Origin of the sequence: Kitasatospora sp. NPDC059146 (assembly GCF_042786665.1) — a bacterium.
In the GTDB taxonomy this organism is placed as follows: Bacteria; Actinomycetota; Actinomycetes; order Streptomycetales; family Streptomycetaceae; genus Kitasatospora.
Genome location: NZ_JBHZCY010000172.1, coordinates 1 through 17,389, shown reverse-complemented (window position 1 = coordinate 17,389; position 17,389 = coordinate 1). Strand labels below are relative to the sequence as shown.

At 72.7% G+C, this 17,389-nt stretch carries 19 protein-coding genes; 8 read left to right on the top strand and 11 right to left on the bottom strand.

The window, feature by feature from the left end:
* Window positions 1–207, bottom strand: a 207-nt coding sequence (locus tag ACFXPX_RS40255; RefSeq protein ID WP_380644831.1) for an ATP-binding protein, incomplete at its 3' end; no start/stop codon positions are given.
* A gap of 183 nt (window positions 208–390) precedes the next feature.
* On the opposite strand from ACFXPX_RS40255, the gene ACFXPX_RS40250 reads away from it, so the two are divergent.
* The 3 genes from ACFXPX_RS40250 (at window position 391) to ACFXPX_RS40240 (ending at window position 2,298) form a co-directional block, all read left to right on the top strand.
* Window positions 391–651 (top strand): hypothetical protein, encoded by a 261-nt coding sequence (locus ACFXPX_RS40250; RefSeq protein ID WP_380644830.1) that lies wholly within the window; start codon window positions 391–393, stop codon window positions 649–651.
* Between the two features lie 72 nt (window positions 652–723).
* Complete coding sequence (locus tag ACFXPX_RS40245; protein WP_380644829.1) at window positions 724–1,767, top strand: Tat pathway signal protein; 1,044 nt, start codon at window positions 724–726, stop codon at window positions 1,765–1,767.
* A 42-nt stretch (window positions 1,768–1,809) separates the two neighbouring features.
* The gene (locus ACFXPX_RS40240) at window positions 1,810–2,298 is read left to right on the top strand and encodes an SAM-dependent methyltransferase (protein WP_380644828.1); all 489 of its coding nucleotides are present in this window, start codon (window positions 1,810–1,812) and stop codon (window positions 2,296–2,298) included.
* Between the two features lie 319 nt (window positions 2,299–2,617).
* Here ACFXPX_RS40240 and ACFXPX_RS40235 read toward each other — a convergent pair whose 3' ends face one another.
* The 7 genes from ACFXPX_RS40235 to ACFXPX_RS40205 form a co-directional block, all read right to left on the bottom strand.
* Complete coding sequence (locus ACFXPX_RS40235; protein WP_380644827.1) at window positions 2,618–3,058, bottom strand: hypothetical protein; 441 nt, start codon at window positions 3,056–3,058, stop codon at window positions 2,618–2,620.
* A gap of 175 nt (window positions 3,059–3,233) precedes the next feature.
* Window positions 3,234–4,154: a helix-turn-helix transcriptional regulator gene (locus ACFXPX_RS40230; protein WP_380587980.1), complete on the bottom strand. Its 921-nt coding sequence runs from the start codon at window positions 4,152–4,154 to the stop codon at window positions 3,234–3,236.
* A 9-nt stretch (window positions 4,155–4,163) separates the two neighbouring features.
* Window positions 4,164–4,988 (bottom strand): SDR family oxidoreductase, encoded by an 825-nt coding sequence (locus ACFXPX_RS40225; RefSeq protein ID WP_380644826.1) that lies wholly within the window; start codon window positions 4,986–4,988, stop codon window positions 4,164–4,166.
* Between the two features lie 228 nt (window positions 4,989–5,216).
* The gene (locus tag ACFXPX_RS40220) at window positions 5,217–5,942 is read right to left on the bottom strand and encodes a siderophore-interacting protein (RefSeq protein ID WP_380644825.1); all 726 of its coding nucleotides are present in this window, start codon (window positions 5,940–5,942) and stop codon (window positions 5,217–5,219) included.
* Between the two features lie 69 nt (window positions 5,943–6,011).
* Window positions 6,012–7,184 (bottom strand): CopD family protein, encoded by a 1,173-nt coding sequence (locus ACFXPX_RS40215; protein WP_380644824.1) that lies wholly within the window; start codon window positions 7,182–7,184, stop codon window positions 6,012–6,014.
* A gap of 87 nt (window positions 7,185–7,271) precedes the next feature.
* Entirely contained in the window at window positions 7,272–7,748 is a 477-nt protein-coding gene (locus tag ACFXPX_RS40210) for a MarR family winged helix-turn-helix transcriptional regulator (RefSeq protein WP_380644823.1), read from the bottom strand.
* Window positions 7,748–9,211 carry an MFS transporter gene (locus ACFXPX_RS40205; RefSeq protein WP_380644822.1) on the bottom strand — a complete coding sequence of 488 codons (1,464 nt, stop codon included), beginning with the start codon at window positions 9,209–9,211 and terminating at the stop codon, window positions 7,748–7,750. Before ACFXPX_RS40205 ends, ACFXPX_RS40210 begins: the two co-directional genes overlap by 1 nt.
* A gap of 195 nt (window positions 9,212–9,406) precedes the next feature.
* Between ACFXPX_RS40205 and ACFXPX_RS40200 the strand changes: the two genes are divergently transcribed.
* A complete protein-coding gene (locus tag ACFXPX_RS40200) occupies window positions 9,407–10,636 on the top strand; it encodes a hypothetical protein (protein ID WP_380644821.1) in 1,230 nt (409 codons plus the stop codon).
* Between the two features lie 93 nt (window positions 10,637–10,729).
* On the opposite strand, the gene ACFXPX_RS40195 is transcribed toward ACFXPX_RS40200, so the two are convergent.
* A complete protein-coding gene (locus ACFXPX_RS40195; RefSeq protein ID WP_380644820.1) occupies window positions 10,730–11,299 on the bottom strand; it encodes a TetR/AcrR family transcriptional regulator in 570 nt (189 codons plus the stop codon).
* 70 nt (window positions 11,300–11,369) lie between these two features.
* On the opposite strand from ACFXPX_RS40195, the gene ACFXPX_RS40190 reads away from it, so the two are divergent.
* The 3 genes from ACFXPX_RS40190 to ACFXPX_RS40180 all read left to right on the top strand — a co-directional run bounded on the left by ACFXPX_RS40190 (window position 11,370) and on the right by ACFXPX_RS40180 (window position 13,655).
* Window positions 11,370–11,855, top strand: coding sequence for an FBP domain-containing protein (locus ACFXPX_RS40190; RefSeq protein WP_380644819.1), 486 nt, complete (start codon window positions 11,370–11,372; stop codon window positions 11,853–11,855).
* Between the two features lie 226 nt (window positions 11,856–12,081).
* A complete protein-coding gene (locus tag ACFXPX_RS40185) occupies window positions 12,082–13,464 on the top strand; it encodes an FMN-binding glutamate synthase family protein (protein ID WP_380644818.1) in 1,383 nt (460 codons plus the stop codon).
* Complete coding sequence (locus tag ACFXPX_RS40180; protein WP_380644817.1) at window positions 13,461–13,655, top strand: hypothetical protein; 195 nt, start codon at window positions 13,461–13,463, stop codon at window positions 13,653–13,655. The genes ACFXPX_RS40185 and ACFXPX_RS40180 overlap by 4 nt, the downstream gene beginning before the upstream one ends.
* A gap of 142 nt (window positions 13,656–13,797) precedes the next feature.
* Here the strand turns inward: ACFXPX_RS40180 and galT are convergent, their stop codons facing one another.
* A complete protein-coding gene (gene galT / locus ACFXPX_RS40175) occupies window positions 13,798–14,901 on the bottom strand; it encodes a galactose-1-phosphate uridylyltransferase (RefSeq protein WP_380644816.1) in 1,104 nt (367 codons plus the stop codon).
* Between the two features lie 257 nt (window positions 14,902–15,158).
* Here galT and galK point away from each other — a divergent pair, with 257 nt between their 5' ends.
* Window positions 15,159–16,301, top strand: a complete 1,143-nt coding sequence (gene galK, locus ACFXPX_RS40170) for a galactokinase (protein ID WP_380595028.1) — start codon at window positions 15,159–15,161, stop codon at window positions 16,299–16,301.
* Between the two features lie 67 nt (window positions 16,302–16,368).
* Here galK and ACFXPX_RS40165 read toward each other — a convergent pair whose 3' ends face one another.
* Entirely contained in the window at window positions 16,369–17,175 is an 807-nt protein-coding gene (locus tag ACFXPX_RS40165) for a DeoR/GlpR family DNA-binding transcription regulator (protein ID WP_380407961.1), read from the bottom strand.
* Between the last annotated feature and the right edge of the window lie 214 nt (window positions 17,176–17,389).

The following is a 17,389-nucleotide window of genomic DNA, read 5'->3' as shown; positions in this document are numbered from 1 at the left end:
CGGGGAGAGGCGCAGAGCGGCAGTCAGCTCCACGTCCGACCGGCCCCCGTCGCAGCCGTGCACCACGGCGTTGGCCGCGATCTCGGACATCACCAGCCGGGCGTCCTCCACCCGCTGATCGGTCAGACACAGGCCGAACATCGGCAGCTGCTTCGTGACCCAACGGCGAACGGCGCCGATCTGCGCCAGTTCCGCGGGGAACCTCATCGTGACGGTGTGTGGTCTCGGCTCCATGAGGGGCGCCTCACTCACTCGGGTCGGGTGCCAGGGCATGTCGTACGGCCTGAAACGGCCTTGCTGATACAGGAAACCGTTCATGGTCGCTAGGAGTAAGGTGTTGGCGACCGTCCGCTGTTTAACGTGTTTAGCGGCACCGCCAGGGAGACCCCGATGGGGCGTACTCGTCAGCCCAACGAACAGTTGGGCCAGCTCATCCGTGAATCCGGTCGACCCAACGAAGCCCTCGCCCGGGCCCTGTGCGCGGTCGCGGCCGCCAACGACGACCCCGCGCGGCCGAGTCGATCATCCGTCACCCAGTGGGTCCGCTACGGCTGGACCCCGTCCGGCAACCTCCCGCAGTACCTCGCGGAAGTCCTCACCAGGTGGCTGAACCGGGACGTCACCCTGGCCGCGATGGGACTCGGCGAGTAGGAACCGGATCTTCGGGACTGGGACTTGGATACGCTGAAAGCCCTGGCGGCTCTTGGACGGATCGACGTTGACGTGGAACGCAGACAGCTCCTCCGCACCCTCCCGTACTCGCTCGGAGCATTGACCATCCCACCCAGCAGCTGGTGGGAGCACATGGCCCGCACCGGCAGCCGCGACACCAGCCGGCACCGCGCCGGCCAGGCCGATGTGGAGGCCGTGCGGGAGATGACCGGGCTGTTCTCCCAGCTCGACCAGCGCCGCGGCGGCGGACACGGCCGCACGGCGGTCGCCCAGTACCTCCTCACCGACGTCCACGACTTCCTCCGCGGCACCTTCGCCTCCGACCAGGTGCGACGCGACATGTTCTCCGCGGCCTCCGAACTCGCCTACCTGGCCGGATGGACGGCCTTCGACAACGGCGAACACCCCACCGCCCAGCACTACTACACCGTCGCCGTGAAGCTGGCGGCCGAGGCCGACGATCCCGCCATGGCCGCCCACGTCCTGCGCGCCATGGCCCACCAGGCGGTCGACCTCGGAAAGCCGGGCCACGCCGTCAGGGTCTCGGAAGCCTCCATGTCCGGCGCCCGGTACGCACTGGCGAGCCCACGCGAGCGCTCCCTCCTCGGCGTCGTCCACGCCCGCGCACTCGCCGCCGCCGGACGCGCCCCCGAGGCGAACGCCGCGCTGCTCCAGGCCGAGCGTGACCTGTCCGCGGCCTCCCCCGGCGACGACGAACCGGCCCGGGTCTTCTTCTTCGGCGAGGCATCCCTGGCCCATGAAACGGCGTCGGCCCTGCGGGACATCGGCGACCTGAACGGCGCGGCCCGGGAGTTCGAGCGCAGCGTCGCGACCCGCAAGGCCTCCGCGTTCACCCGCACCCACGCCGTCACCCTCGGCCACCTCGGACTCGTGAAGGCCCAGCAGCACTCCGTCGAAGAAGCCTGCGCGATCTGGGCGCGATCGCTGGACGCGATGCAGAGCGTGCGCTCCGCCCGCACCCGCGACGTCGCCCTGCAGATCCGCGGAGCGCTGTCCGCCTACCGTGGCCGCAAGGTCCCGGTCATCAACGCCGTCGACCGGCGCGCCGCCGACTACCTGGCGGCCACCGCCTGACCCGCTGACCTGGCGCGGTCCGTTCACAGGAGGGGAAACACAGTGACCGAAGTCTTCACCGTGGAGGCACTCGGGTACGTGGTGGGGGGCCGCACCGAGCCCTCCGACGACTACTGGGGAGGTACCCGCGCCGTCATCCGGCTCGACGGCGACCGCTTCCCACCGGAGGCCACGAAGGGGCTGGAGGCGTTCTCCCACCTCGATGTGATCTTCCGCTTCCACCTCACCGACCCGACCGACCTGAACTTCGGCGCCCGCCGCCCACGCGACAACCCGCAGTGGCCCGAGGTCGGCGTCTTCGGCCACCGGAACATGCGGCGCGTCAACTGGCTCGGCTCCTCCCGCTGCCGGCTCCTCAAGGTCGACGGCCTGGACCTGCACGTGGAGGACCTGGACGCCGTCGACGGCACTCCGATCCTCGAGGTCAAGCCCTGGTTCGAGGAGTTCGGCCCCCGCGGCGACACCCACCAGCCCGCCTGGACCACCGAGATGCTCCACGACTACTTCGCCCCTGGCCCCACCACACCCTGATCCGGGCCTCAGTCACCCCGGGCCCCGGCGGGCCGCTGGACTCGAAGGACCAATGGCCCGCCGTGGCCCGCCGCCCTCCCCAAAGTGGGCGGAGCCAGGACCGCAGCCAGGGCCCGCCATCACCGGGAACGTGCAGGCGGAAGGCGTAGCAGGCGAGGAGAGAGCGAGGCCTGAGAGGGAAAGTAAGGAACTCCACACCGCCGGCGCGAAGGCGCGATCGGCGAGTTCGCCCGTCGGCCGACGACTCCGGAACGCCGGCCGCGGACTCCGACCGCACTGCTGGACTGCCTTGATCAGCGCGGCGTCCCCGGCCCGCCGCTCAGGCCTCCGGGGCGAAACCTCCACGCACACGGAGTGGCAGGCCGGGGATCTCCAGGTCCCCGTCGACCTGACCGACCAACCAGCTGGGGACGTCCTGGTCGAACTCCTCCCAGGCAGCCCACTGGCGGAACCAGACGCCGATCCCCCAGGAGCCGTCCGCACGGGGGATCAGGAAGCAGGCGTCGCCTTCCTGGGTGTTGGCCCACAGCACCATCCCGCGCTCACGGGGGTAGAGGTCGTACGGAATCCTGTCCGGCACCAGCGCCTGGTACAGCGGTCCCATCGCGTTCATCAGATCGAGCATGGTGTACTCGGGCGCTTGCGGGTGCAACACCGACAGGAAGTTCCCGACCACGCCGGGACCGTAGGCGGCGACGAACCGCTTGTACTCCGACGGCAGTTCCCCGGCCACCTCCTCGATGGCCGTCCACGCCTCCACGTCCGAGTAACCCCGGGCGGGACCGAAGCATCGTTCGACATCCTCAGCGGCTACCACGAAGGCCCTCCCCGTTCTCTCGTCCTGCCCGGCCCGCACAGTATGGAGCACCTGATCGAACCGGCCGACCGACGATCCTGCCGACGAGCAGATCCAGCGAGCGGATCCAACCAGCGAGTTAGTGGTCGTTGTGACATTGATCGGTCTGTCCGTTGCGCGCTTCGAGCTCGGCCGCCGTCGCCTGTCGGGTGGCCGCCCACGACGCCAGGAGCGTCAGGTTGTCGGCGGTCGGTGTGCCCGCGGGTGCGGTGTAGACGTTGAGGTGCAGGCCGGGTTCGGCGGGCAGTTCCAGGGTCTCGACGTCCAGGTCGAGCCGGCCCACGATCGGATGGCGCACTCGCTTGCGGCCGGACCGGTGCAGCCGCACGTCCTGGGATGCCCACCGCTGCCGGAACAGCTCGCTGGACGTCGACAGTTCGCCGACGAGGGCGATCAGTTCCTCGTCGTGCGGATTGCGGCCGGCTTCCATGCGCAGCTTCGCGGCCACGGCACCGGCGATCTGGTCGTAGTCGACGAAGAGCTCTCTGGCCGCCTCGGGGTTCAGGTAGACGAACCGCGCCGTGTTCGCGGGCCGTCGTGGGTCGGCCAGCACCGGTGAGTAGAGCGCGCGGGCGAGTTGGTTCATGGCGAGCACGTCGTAGCGGCCGTTGCCGATCCAGGCCGGCGCACCGGAGATCGCGTCGAGCACCTGTTGCAGCGTCGAGCGCACCGTCACGGCAGGCCTGCGTCGGCGTGGGCCGCCGGGCACCGCGGATCGGCGCGCGAGGTGGAACAGGTGGTCGCGCTCGGCCTCGTCGAGTTGCAGGGCGGAGGCCAACGCGTCGAGCACACCGTCGGAGGCGCCGGCGAGGCTGCCGCGCTCCATTCGCGCGTAGTAGTCGACCGATACCCCCGCGAGTAGCGCCACCTCCTCGCGGCGCAGTCCTTTAACCCGACGGTTGCCGCCGTAGGCGGGCAGGCCCGCCTGCGCGGGTGCGATGCGGGCGCGGCGCGAGCTGAGGAACTCCCGGATCTCGGTGCGTGGATCCATCGTGGCCATCCCGTCACCCTAAGCCCGTACCGCGGCCGGAGGGGTGCCCGTTGCGGTCGTCGCGATGCCGCCGTCCACCGGGATGACGGTGCCCGTGAGGTAGGCCCCGGCCCGGCTGGCGAGGAACACGGCGACACCCGCCATGTCGTCGTCGCGGCCGAGCCGGCGCAGCGGGGCCGCCGCCGCGATCGTGTCGCCGACGGCATCGATCGTGGACGCCGTCATCCGCGACGGGAACACTCCCGGCGCCACCGCGTTCACCGTGATGTGCTGTGGGCCCAGCTCTCGGGCGAGCACGCGGGTGAGTTGGTGGAGTGCCGCTTTGCTGGCTGCGTACGAGTAGGTGGGCGCCTCGGCGACGTGAAGGGCGGCGATGCTGCCGATGTTGATGATCCGCGCGGGGTCATCGGCGGTGCCCGCCCTGCGGAGTGCCGGGAGCAGCGCCTGCACCAGCCGGAACGGCGCCTTGAGGTTGAGGTCGATCACCGCGTCCCAGGCCTCGTCCGGGAACGTCTCCAGCGGTTCGCGCCACATCGCTCCCGCGTTGTTGACGAGGATGTCCAGGCGTTCCGAGTCGGCCTGGACGAGGTCGGCGAGGCGTCGGCACTCGTCGTGCCTGGACAGGTCGGCGGGGATCGCTCGGACGTCGCCGAAGGCGGACAGGAGGCGCTGTGCCTCCGCGCACGCGTCCGCGTCGCGTGAGCTGATGACGACGCGGGCGCCCGCCTGGAGCAGGCCGCGCGCTGTCATCAGCCCGATTCCCCGGGTGCCGCCGGTGACGAGGGCGTACTTCCCCCGCAGATCGAAAAGTTCTGCGTGGGTGGTGAACTGGTCGTCCGCCATGGATCTCCGTCCCTTCTGCCGTGGAAGAACGCGCCGACACGGTCGCGCATGCAGGGCAGCCCGAGTGAACCGATGGGGGTGGGGCTGCGGCATGTGTCCAGGCTGACAGGCGTTCCGGACGTCGGGGAGACCCTGGTGTTCCAGGTACTGCGAGAGCACCCCTCGCCTGCTGCACGCAGACGTGCGGCCCGGCGGAGGGACCGTCCTCCGGCCGGGCCGCACGGGTTCTCAGGGCCGCCAGTAGCCGAGGGCGTGGGTGCGCGGCTTGGGGACGTCGAGGTCGCGGCGGACGAAGCGGGCCAGGTCGCGGGTGGTGGCGGTGTCGCAGGCGATCCACACGTAGGCCTCGGCCGGGTCGCCGAGGAGGTCGGGCAGGGCGGTGCGGACCTGGGCCGCGAGGCGGGCCCCGGCGTTCTCGCGGGGGACGAACCGGAGGTCGTGGTGGTCGCGGCCGGTGCGGGCGAGCGGTAGGTGCTCGTCGCTGCCGTGCTGGGTCTCCAGCCAGACGGTGGCCGGCACGTCGGGCAGTGCGCGCAGCAGGGATCCGATCGCGGGGGCGGAGGCCCGGTCGCCGACGAGGAACATCCGGGCGGGCGTCGGGTCGGGGGCGGCGAACGCGGACCCCTGGACGGTGGCCTGGATGGTGTCGCCGACGCCCGCCGTGCTCGCCCAGCGGCTGGCCGGGCCGTCGTGGAGTGCGAAGTCGATCCCGAAGGCGCCCCCGGCGGGGTCCGGGTCGACCAGGGTGTACGCCCGCTGGTGCGGGCGCCCCGCGTCCGGGAACCAGAGCCGCACCCACATGGTGGGGTGCACGCCGGTGGCCCCGAGCATGCCGCCGTCCGCGAAGCTCAGCCGCCGGCAGTGCGCGGTGACGTCCTCCGCCCCGGTGACGGTGAACTCGAAGTCCCGCCCCCGCATCATCCTGAGGGCCATGCCCTCCCAACCCCGCCCCATGGCACTCCCCACTCTACGAAGACAGTGAAAACGGTGAAAACAGTGAGAACGGTGAACTGGACCGGCGGATCAGGCAGTTGAGGCCATGGCGGACCGCCGCGCCAGGGCGTCCGACATCCGGACCGTCGCGTACAGCGAGGCGGCCAGCGCGAGGGTGAGCGCGGCGCCGCCGGCGAGGAGGGTGCCGGAGGAGACGGCCTTCGGGCTGCCGGCCTCGGTGCGGGCCGAGCCGGAGATGAACGGCATCACGGCGAGCACCGCGACGCCGAGGGCGACCTCGCCCCAGACGACCTTGGGGAAGTGACGGAGCGTCAGGTGCAGCAGTGGGCCGGTGTCGTCGGCGCCGCGGGCCCGGACGATCCGGGGCATCAGCCAGAGCTGGTTGAAGGCGCCCGCCGCGACCAGCGCGGCGACCAGGAGCACCTTGACGAGCAGGGCGACGCCGTAGCCGGTGGTCCAGAGCTGCGAGATGCCGCCGACGTGCTTCCAACTGAGCCACAGTCCGGAGACGGTGACCGCGCCGACGCAGACCATCGCGACGAGGCCGAAGCGCCGCCACACGTCCGCCCAGAGCAGCCCGGCGCCGTCGCCGAGGCGCCCGCGGGTGCCGGCGAGGGCGACGAGCAGGGCCAGGCCGCCGAGCCAGACGACGCCGGAGACGATGTGGGCCTGGTCGAACACCAGGTTCAGCCACGCGTCCAGGCCGACGGGAGCGGTGGTCGGGACGGCGCCGACCAGGGTGACGGCGAGGGCGAGGGGCAGCGCGGTGAGGGCGATCCGGTCCACGTGGCGGCGGGCGGCCGGTACGGCGAGGGCGAGCAGGGTGACAGCGGCCACGACCAGGACGGCGTTCTGCAGCAGGTACACGGTGCCCTGGGCGATCCAGGCGCCCTTGGCCGCGGGCGCCCGCAGGAAGTCCAGGATCCGGCCCGGGGCGAGCGCGTCGCCGAAGGGCATGCCCTTCCCGGCCCGGGCCACCCGGGCGGCGAGCTGGAAGTAGCCCGCGACCAGCAGGACGGCGCCGGTTCCGGCCAGGTAGCCGGCGGCCCTTCTTCGCAGCACCTCGGCGTCCTGGGTGCCCGTTTCCGGGGCCCGCAGGACCGGGCGCACGGTGGTCGCATAGGTGACGGTGGCTCCGACGGCCCCGCTCAGGCCGAGGAAGTACCCGGCCTTGGTGAGGACCCGCCAGAGCTGGGGCATGGCGTATCCGGCCGTGGTCGCGGCCAGGGAAGCGGTGTGCATTAGGTGAGGCTAACCTAATTTCACCCTGTGGTCACCACACCGTCCCCCACCACCCGCGGGAGCCGCCCGCACACCCGGCCACCCCGCTCAGCCCAGGAGCTTCGCCACCACCCGGTCGAGCGCCCGGAGGTCCTCCGGCGGCAGGGCGAGCAGCGCGTCCGGCGGGGTGGTGAGGATGCCGGTGGCGAGCGCGGCCTTGGCCTCGCCTTCCTCGGTGAGGTGGACCAGCTTGGAGCGCCGGTCGGCGGGGTTGGTGATGCGCTCGGCGAGGCCGCGCCGCACCAGGTCGTCGACGATCACCGTGGTGTACGGCGGATCGGCGGTCAGCCGTTCGGCCAGTTCCCGCAGGGTGATCGGGCCGCCGGCGAGGCGGCGCAGCGCCCGGACCCGGCCGAAGCTCATCCCGAGGGCCTCGGCGACGGCCTTGCGGCGGTTGTAGCGCTCAAGGACGAGCGCGTTCATCCCCTGCCAGACCCGGCCCGCAGTCCCGGGATCGACCCGGCCCGCCGTCCCGGGGTCGACCCCGCCCGCCTCCGGGTGTCCGCCGGTGTCACTGCGCCCCATCAGGCGTCCACCTTCTCCTTCGCCGTCCTGCTCTCCTCGCCGGCCTCCTCGGCGGCGAGCCGCGCCGCCGTGCGCTCGGCCGTCGCCCGGGCCCAGCGGCCGGAAGTGAGCGTACCGGCGACCAGCACGACGGCACCGCAGCCGGCGATGATCCACCACGCCGTCCGCGCCGTCCCGGTGAAGGCCGCGGGGTCGGAGTGCGCCGCGCCCGCCATCAGGGCGCCGATCACGGCCACGCCCAGCGACTGGCCGACCTGTCGGCTGGTGGAGGCGACGGCCGCCGCCACCCCGGCCTGGGCGCGGGGCATCCCGGACACGGCGGTGTTGGTGATGGGCGCGTTGACCAGGCCGAATCCGATGCCGAACAACAGGAAGGCGAGCACCAGCAGACCGGTCGACAGGTGCTCGGAGTAGCTGACCGCCTGGATCACGGCGCTCGCACTCAGGGCCGCCCCCGCCAGCAGCAGCGGCGTCCGTGGGCCTCGTGCGGCCACCATCCGGCCGGACAGCGGGCCGGTCACCAGGGCCATGACGGCCATCGGGAGCATGTACAGCCCGGCGTGCAGCGGCTCCAGCCCGCGGACGTCCTGGAGGTAGAGGGAGCTGACGAACAGGAAGCCGCCGAGACCGGCGAAGGCGGCGACCGCGATCACGGTGGCGCCCGCGAACGGCGCGGAGCGGAAGAACCTGAGGTCGATGAGCGGGTCGGTGCGCCGGGGCTCGTACCGGAGCAGGCCCAGCAGTGCGGCCAGCGCCGCCGCCGTGCAGCCGAGCACCACGGGCGAGGACCAGCCGCGCTGCGGCGACTCGATGATCGCGTACGTGAGCCCGGCGAGCAGCACGACGACCAGGGTCTGGCCGACCGGGTCCACCCGGCGGGCCCGGGCCGCCCGCGACTCCGGGACGTAGCGGCCCGTCAGGACGAAGGCGGCGAGGGCGATCGGGACGTTGATCCAGAAGATCGCCCGCCAGCCGGCCGACTCCACCAGCGCCCCGCCGAGGATCGGCCCGGCGGCCATACTGATGCCCACGACGCCGCCCCACACGCCTATCGCGCGGGCCCGCTGGCGGGAGTCGGTGAAGGTGTTGCTGATGATCGACATGGCGACGGGGTTGAGCATCGAGCCGCCGACCGCCTGGAGCATGCGCGCCACGATCAGCCAGCCGAGCCCGGGGGCCAGGCTGCACAGCAGGGAGGCCGCGCCGAACACCACCAGCCCGATCCGGAACACCCGGCGCCGCCCGATCCGGTCGGCGGTCGATCCGGAGAGCATCAGCAGGCTCGCCAGGACCAGGGTGTAGGCGTCGACCGTCCACTGCAGCCCGGACACCGAGGTGTGCAGGTCGCTCCGGACGGCGGGCAGGGCCACGTTCAGGATGGTGACGTCGAGGCTGACCATCAGCAGGCTCATGCAGCAGATGGCCAGCACGAGCCAGGGCCGCGGACGGGCGGCGTCGGGCATAGGAACACTCCCCGGTTAATTGTGTTGGTGTAATCATTGTGCTCACACAACTAACCCGGAGGCAACTTCCCCGAGGAGCGACACCCTGGACCGGCACCCGAGCCCAACTCCCGGGCGGGCAAGTCGGGATACGGTCTCCTCCTGCGCCCCGACTCCCGATATAACGGGGACGAAGGGGATCGAGGAGGTTGCAGCATGCAGGCGAGGAAGCAACACGAGAAGGCCGGGCACGCCCCGCGCGACCCGAGCCCGGCCCGCCGGGCCGGCGCACGAGTGGGGCCGGGGGCCGGGGCCGTGTCCCCGCAGGCCGCCGTGGACCTCCAGCGCACCGTCGGCAACGCGGCGACGGGCCGTGCGCTCCAGCGGGTCCCGGGCGGCCACCGCCCGGTGGTGCAGCGGATGCTGGACGAGAACAACGTCGAAACCGCGTGCGCGGCGGGCTCGTTCGACGGGCAGACCGTCACCCTCGGCAAGCGGTCGGCCGACCTGCGGAAGATCGTGTGGCAGGACCACCTGGACGCCATCTCGGCGATCTGCAGGAAGCACCACTACACCATCGCGATCCGGGAGACCGGCGAGTACTCGATCCGGCGGATCGCGGAGGGCGCCAAGGCCAAGCCGCACACCATCCTGGAGAAGTCGATCAAGCCCGCCTCCGTCGACAAGAAGTACGGCACCGGCCCGGGGCAGGTCGCGGGCGACCCGGCGACGATCCTGGCCTGGCTGGACGCCAACGACCTGAGCGGCTTCGTCGGCCACTGGAACGACCAGGGCCTGGCCGGCGTCCGGATCGACAACCCGCCCCCGACGCTCGCCGCCGGGATCGTGCACACCGGCGCCAACGGCGAGCCGTACGTCCCGCTCGACATGCAACAGGCGGGCGGCGGACCGGCGTTGACGGCCCTCAAGGCCGATCCGAACTGGAAGCGGTACCTCTACACCGGGGACTACGACCTGCACGAGGTGTACTCCGCCCAGGGCGGCACGGGCGGCGGCCAGATCCCGGAGGCGACCATGGAGAAGGCCAAGCTGCTGAACCGGCTCAACGCGGGGATCGCCAGGAACACCCAGCAGGAGCCGGTGGCCCGGCACGGCACGGTGGCCCTGGAGCACGGCCGGCTGCACAGCCAACCCGGCTCCGACTACGCCATGTTCCAGCACGGCGACCAGGCCACCTACCGGATGAACCAGTACCTGGAGTCGACGGTGGCCCGGTTCGCCCAGCAGCTGGTGCGGGCCGTGGCCACCGAGGCCGACGAACCGCTCGCCTGGTGCCGGATGGGCACCTGGTACGTCACCAGGAACCGCGCGGAGCACAAGGTGCTGCGCAAGCGCTGGGGCTTGAAGGTCCCCCACACCTGGGAGGACGAGAACGTCGAGCGCACCGCCGAGGGCGGCTACCGCACGGCCCACTACACGGCCTGACCCCGCCCGCGCCGTGCCTCACCACCCCCACCGAGGACCCGCCGAGGACCCGCCGACGACCCGCCGGAGGCCCACCGGCACCCCCGCCCGCCGTCAGGCCTTCGGCCAGTTGCGCAGCAGGGCGTCGAGGGCGTCCAGGATGCGGGCCCAGGTGTCCTCGGCGGTGCGCGGGGTGTGCTGGAAACCGCCCGCCCGCTCCAGCGCGACGTAGCCGTGGAAGGTGCTGCCGAGCAGGCGGACGGCGTCGGTCTCGTCGGGCTCCGCGAGGTCGTAGCCGCGCAGGATCGCGCGGGTCATCTGGGAGTGCCGGACGGCGGCGCTGCCGAGCGCCGTCTCGTGGTCGAGTTCGAGCTGGGCGGCGGCCCAGCGGCCGGGGTGCTCCCGGGCGTAGTCGCGGTAGGCGTTGGCGAAGGCCGCCAGGGCGTCCTTTCCGGCCCGCCCGGCCAGGGCCGCGGCGGCCCGGTCGGCGAGTTCCTCCAGGGCGAGCAGGGCGATCCTGGTCTTGAGGTCCTGGGAGTTCTTCACGTGCGAGTACAGGCTCGCGTCCTTGACGCCGAAGTGTCGTGCGAGCGCGGAGACCGTGACCTTGTCGAAGCCGACCTCGTCGGCCAGTTCCGCCCCCGCCCGGGTGAGTCGTTCAGCGTTCAGCCCTACGCGTGCCATCTGCTTCCTTCCATCGCCTGAGCCGATTATACATTTGCCTAATACTCCTAGGTAATTTACGTTGCCTCCTATGAAGCCGATGACCGAACCCCAGATCCGCTCCGCCTTCCTGAACTGCAGCAAGGGCGAGGCCAAGCGCCTGCACGTACCCCGCAACCTGTCCGAACTCGACTGGGACGACCTGGACTTCCTCGGCTGGCGCGACCCGCAGGCACCCGACCGCGCCTACCTCGCGGCCGAACTGGACGGCCGGACGGTGGCGATCGCGCTGCGCTCCTCCGCCGCCGCCTCCTGGCAGGCCCGGCGCAGCATCTGCTCGCTCTGCGTCACCACCCACTCCGGCGGCGTCTCACTGCTGGTCGCCCCGCTCGCCGGGAAGGCCGGCAAGCAGGGCAACTCGGTCGGCGCGTACATGTGCACCGACCTCGCCTGCTCGCTCTACGTACGCGGCAAGCGGGACGTCGGGGTCAAGCTCCACGAGTCGCTCACCACGGAGGAGAAGATCCGGCGCACCGTGGCCAACCTGGCCGCCTTCGTCGCCAAGGTCACCGCGTGACCGGGGGCTCGGCCCCGCCCCGCGCGGGTTCGCGGCCGGGCTCCCGGCCGCGCGCCGCCGCGAACCCGCCCCCTGCCCGCAGGGCACCCGGGGAAGCCTCCTACGATCACATCGGATCCCCCGGCGGACGCCCGGCCCTCCCGGCCGCGCGCCCACCGCCCCACGCCCTGCACCACAGGACGACTCCACCGACGGCGATGGGGTCGTGCACCGAGGAGGAACGTCCATGCAAGCCCGGAAGATCGGCGCGGCCGCCGCGACAGCGGTGGCGCTTCTGGCTGCCCGCGACCTCATCCAGAAGAAGCACGCGCTGCTCCGGAACTTCCCGGTGCTCGGGCACGCCCGCTACCTGCTGGAGACGATCGGCCCCGAGCTGCGGCAGTACATCGTGACCTCCAACGAGGAGGAGCGTCCGTTCAGCCGCGACCAGCGCACCTGGATCTACGCCTCCGCGAAGGAGCAGAACAACTACTTCGGCTTCGGCACCGAGGTCGACGTCGAGCACGTCCAGGGCCACGCCTACGTCAAGCAGCGCACCTTCGCGGGCGCCCTGCCCGACCTCCACGACCCGCAGTCCCCGCTGCCCTCGGCCAAGGTGCTCGGCGGGCCGCGCGGCCGCGCCAAGGCCTTCCGCCCGGCGAGCGTGGTGAACATCTCGGCGATGAGCTTCGGCTCGCTCTCCGGCGCCGCCATCACCGCCCTCAACAAGGGCGCGGCGGAGGCCGGCACCATGCACAACACCGGTGAGGGCGGGCTCTCCCCGTACCACCGCCAGGGCGGCGACCTCGTCCTCCAGCTCGGCACCGCCTACTTCGGCTGCCGCAACGAGGACGGCACCTTCAACCTGGACAAGCTCAAGGACATCGTCGCCGGCGCCCCGGTCAAGGCGATAGAGATCAAGCTCTCCCAGGGCGCCAAGCCCGGGCTGGGCGGCATGCTGCCGGGCGCCAAGGTCACCCCGGAGATCGCCGCGATCCGCGGCATCCCGGTCGGCCAGGACTGCGCCTCGCCGTCCCGGCACAGCGCGTTCGGCGACGTCGACTCGATGCTGGACTTCGTCGAGCTGATCGCCGCCGAGACCGGCCTGCCGGTCGGCATCAAGAGCGCGGTCGGCGACCTGGGCTTCTGGCAGGAGCTCGCCGCGCTGATGGAGCGCGGCGACCGCGGGGTCGACTTCGTGACCGTCGACGGCGGCGAGGGCGGGACCGGCGCCGCGCCCCGGATGTTCGCCGACTCCGTCTCCCTCCCGTTCCGGATGGGCTTCTCCCGGGTCTACGGCACCTTCGCCGAACTGGGGCTGACCGACGACCTCACCTTCATCGGCTCCGGCAAGCTCGGCCTGCCCGAGAACGCCGCGGTGGCCTTCGCCCTCGGCGCCGACATGATCAACGTGGCCCGCGAGGCCATGCTGTCGATCGGCTGCATCCAGGCCCAGAAGTGCCACACCGACAAGTGCCCCACCGGCATCGCCACCCAGAACCCCTGGCTGGCCCGCGGCCTGGACCCGGCCTCCAAGTCCACCCGCGCCGCCGTCTACCTGCGCACCCTGCGCAAGGGGTTGACTTCGTCGGCATCTTCAACCTTCCCCCGCGCATCTCCGGCCGAATGAACGAGATCACCTCCGCCGTCGGCGTCGCCCACCCGGGCCTCATCACCGCGAACGACATCGAGATCATGAACGGCGACTACGAGGCCCGCACCCTCGGCGGCGTGTACGGCTACAAGGACGGCTGGGGCGAGCTCGGCCCCGAGCTGGCCGCGGGGATCACCGCCCTGGTCACCGCGAAGCCGGCCGGCTGACCGGCCCCGGCGCCGACCCGGCCTACCCGGACCTGACCCGCGACACCCGTACGGCGGCCTCCCACCCCCACCAGGGGCGGGAGGCCGCCGTCGTGCCCGGGGCCCGGAACCCTCCGAGGCCCGGAACCGTCCGGGGCCCGGATCAGGCGGGTGCGGCGGCCCGCAGCCGCTCGGCGGCGCCCTCCGGGCTGACGTCGGTGACGAAGGCGTCCAGCCCGGACTCCACCCCGGCCAGGTACTTGAGCTTGCCGGGCGCCCGCCGGACGGTGAACAGCTCCAGGTGGAGCGCGAGTTCGGCACCGCCCTCGCCCGGGGCCTGGTGCCAGGCCGCGATGTACGGGGTGCGGTTGCGCGCCCCGCCCGGCCCGGCGGGGAACAGCGCGTCGAAGCGGCGCAGCAGGTCGAGGTAGAGGCCGGGGAACTCGGCGCGCTCGGCCTCGTTCAGTGCGGTCAGGTCGGGGACCCTGCGGTGGGGGTAGAGGTGGACCTCGTACGGCCAGCGGGCGGCGAACGGGACGAAGGCCGTCCAGTGCTCGCCCCGGAGCACCACCCGCTCGGGGGAGCTGCGTTCGACGGCCAGCAGGTCCTCGAAGAGGTTGCGGCCGGTGCGGGCCCGGTGCGCCTCGGCCCGGGCGGTCATCCGGGCGGTGCGGGAGGGGACGAACGGGAAGGCGTAGATCTGCCCGTGCGGGTGGGCGAGGGTGACTCCGATCTCCTCGCCGCGGTTCTCGAAGCAGTACACCTGCCGTACGCCGGGCAGGGCGGAGAGCTCCGCCGTCCGGTCGGTCCAGGCGTCCAGGACGAGGCGGGCCCGGGGTTCGTCGAGGTCGGCGAAGGAGGCGTCGTGGTCGGAGGTGAAGCAGACCACCTCGCAGCGACCGACGCCCGGCCGGAGGGTGTGCAGGGGTTCGTCCCGGGCCGCGACGTGGTCGGCGGAGCCGGTGGCGAGCGAGGGGAAGCGGTTCTCGAACACCGCGACCTCGTAGTCCGGCGCCGGGATCTCGCTGAGCCGTCCGTCGCGCGAGGGGCAGAGCGGGCACTCGCCGGCCGGCGGGAGGTAGGTGCGCTGCTGGCGGTGCGCGGCCACCGTCACCCACTCGCCGAGCACCGGGTCGAGCCGGGTCTCGGACAGGCTCGCGGCCGGTTCGAGCGGCCGCTCGTCCGGGACCTCGCGGAGCGCGCCCGGCCCCTGGTCGAAGTAGACCAGTTCGCGGCCGTCGGCCAGCTTGGTGGCGGTTCTGTGCACCGCTGTACTCCTTACGCGTGGGGCCGTCGGGCCCGGCACTTTCGAGCTTCAACAGATTCAAACAGAGACGATCGCTTGTCAACAAGCATCGGTGCTGGTGGCGGCAGCTTCCGGCCGCCGGTCCGACCCGAATGAACACGGACATCGCAGATATTGACCGTGGGGGCGGTCATGTTTGATTATGTCGGAATTCACTCCCGCGTGCCGGTGCAGACCGACCGCGGGGCCCACCGCGCACGCCAGGCATGGAGCTGCAGATGATCGACGAGGCCACCGAGTTCGAGGCCGTCCACGGCGTCCGCCCGGACGGCGTCTGGGCCGCCCCCGGCCGGGTGAACCTGATCGGTGAGCACACCGACTACAACCACGGCTTCGTCCTGCCCATCGCCCTCCCCCACACCACCCGGGTGACCGCCCGTCGCCGCGAGGACGGCCGGCTGCGGCTGTTCAGCGCCCAGGGCGGCGGCACGATCACCGAACTCGCCCTGGACGGTCTGGAACCCGGCGTGGTCACCAGCTGGGCCGGCTACCCGGCCGGCGTGTTCTGGGCGCTCGCCGAGGCCGGGCACGCCGTCGGCGGGGCCGACCTGTACGTCGACAGCGACGTGCCGAGCGGCGCCGGCCTCTCCTCCTCCGCCGCCCTGGAGTGCGCGACCGCCGCCGCCCTGAACGACCTGTACGGCCTCGGCCTGAGCGCCCCGGAGCTCGCGGTCCTCGCCCAGCGGGCCGAGAACGCCTTCGTCGGCGTGCCCTGCGGTGTGATGGACCAGATGGCCTCCTCCTGCTGCACGGACGGCACCGCGCTGTTCCTGGACGCCCGGACGCTGGAGCAGCGGCACGTCCCGTTCGACCTCGCGGCGGCCGGCCTGCGGCTGCTGGTGATCGACACCCGGGTCAAGCACGACCTCGGCGACGGCGCCTACGCGGCCCTGCGGGCCGGCTGCGAGCGCGCCGCCGAGCTGCTCGGCCTGCCCGCACTGCGCGACCTCGAAGCCGCCGACCTCGGCCCGGCCCTGGACCGGCTGCCCGGTGAACTCCGGCCGCTGCTACGGCACGTGGTGACGGAGAACGGGCGCGTGCTGGAGGCCGTCGACCACCTGGTCCGCGGCGACCTCGCGGCGCTCGGGCCGGTCCTGACGGCCGGGCACGACTCGCTGCGCGACGACTTCCGGGTCTCCTGCGCCGAGACGGACCTCGCGGTCGAGGCCGCCGTCGCCGCCGGGGCGCTGGGCGCCCGGATGACCGGTGGCGGCTTCGGCGGGTCCGTCATCGCCCTGGTCGGCGCCGCGCAGGTGGCCGAGGTCTCGACCGCCGTGACGGCGGCCTTCCACGCCGCGGGCTTCGCCGCCCCCGTTGCCTTCACCGCCGTCCCCTCGGCGGGCGCCCGCAAGGTGGGCTGAGCACCCGGCCCACCCGGGGCCGCCAGAAGGGCCCGGGTGGGCCGGAAGGACCCGGGATCAGCCGGGCTCAGCCCGTGGTCGGGACGACGAGGAGCTCGCCGACCGCCTCGGCGAGCACCCCGCGGGCCGCCGCGGGCAGGGCGTCGTCGGTGATGAAGCAGTCGACCTCCGCCAGGGTCGCGAAGCTGCTCAGACCGACGACGCCCCACTTGGTGTGGTCGGCCACCACGACGGTGCGCCGGGCGGAGGCGATCAGGGCCCGGTTGGTCTGCGCCTCGGCCAGGTTGGGCGTGGTGAGGCCGGCCTGCTCGCTCGCCCCGTGCACGCCCAGGATCAGCAGGTCCACGTGCAGCGACCGGACGGTCTGGTCGGCCAGCGCCCCCACCAGGGCGGCCGACCGGGTCGGCGACCCGCCGGTCAGCAGCAGGGTCGGGACGTTCTCCCGGCCCTCGCTCCCCGCCGCCCACAGCAGGTCGGCGATCCGCAGCGAGTTGGTCACCACCGTCAGGTCCGGCACGTCCAGCAGCCGGGAGGCGACCGCGTAGGTCGTGGTACCGGCCGACAGGGCCACCACGCTGCCCGGTTCCACCAACCGCACCGCGGCGTCCGCCAGCGCGGCCTTGGTGCCCTCCTCCAGACCGGACTTGGCGTCGAAGCCGGGCTCGAAGGCGCTGGCCGTCCCGGTCGCCACCGCGCCGCCGTGGACCTTCTCCACGGTGCCCTGGCGCACCAGCGCGTCGAGGTCCCGGCGGATGGTCATGTCGGACACGCCGAACTGCTCGACCAGCTCGGCGACCCGGATCGCGCCGGTCCGGCGGATCGCCTCCAGGATCAGGGCCTGGCGCTGGGCGGCGAGCAACGTCTGGTCAGCCACGGAGGACCTTTCGATCGAACGAGCGCGTACGGCCGGGGCGTCCCCGTCGGCGACCGGCGACGCGGCCGGAGCCTGCGTGATCCATTATCCCCGGCCCCGACGGCCCCCGGGCCCGGTAGCGGGCAACGCGGGGGCGGCGAGGCGGCGGCGGGGGGGGCCCCCCCCGCGGGGGGGGGGGGGGGGGCCCCCCCCCCCCCCCCCGGGGGGGGGGCCG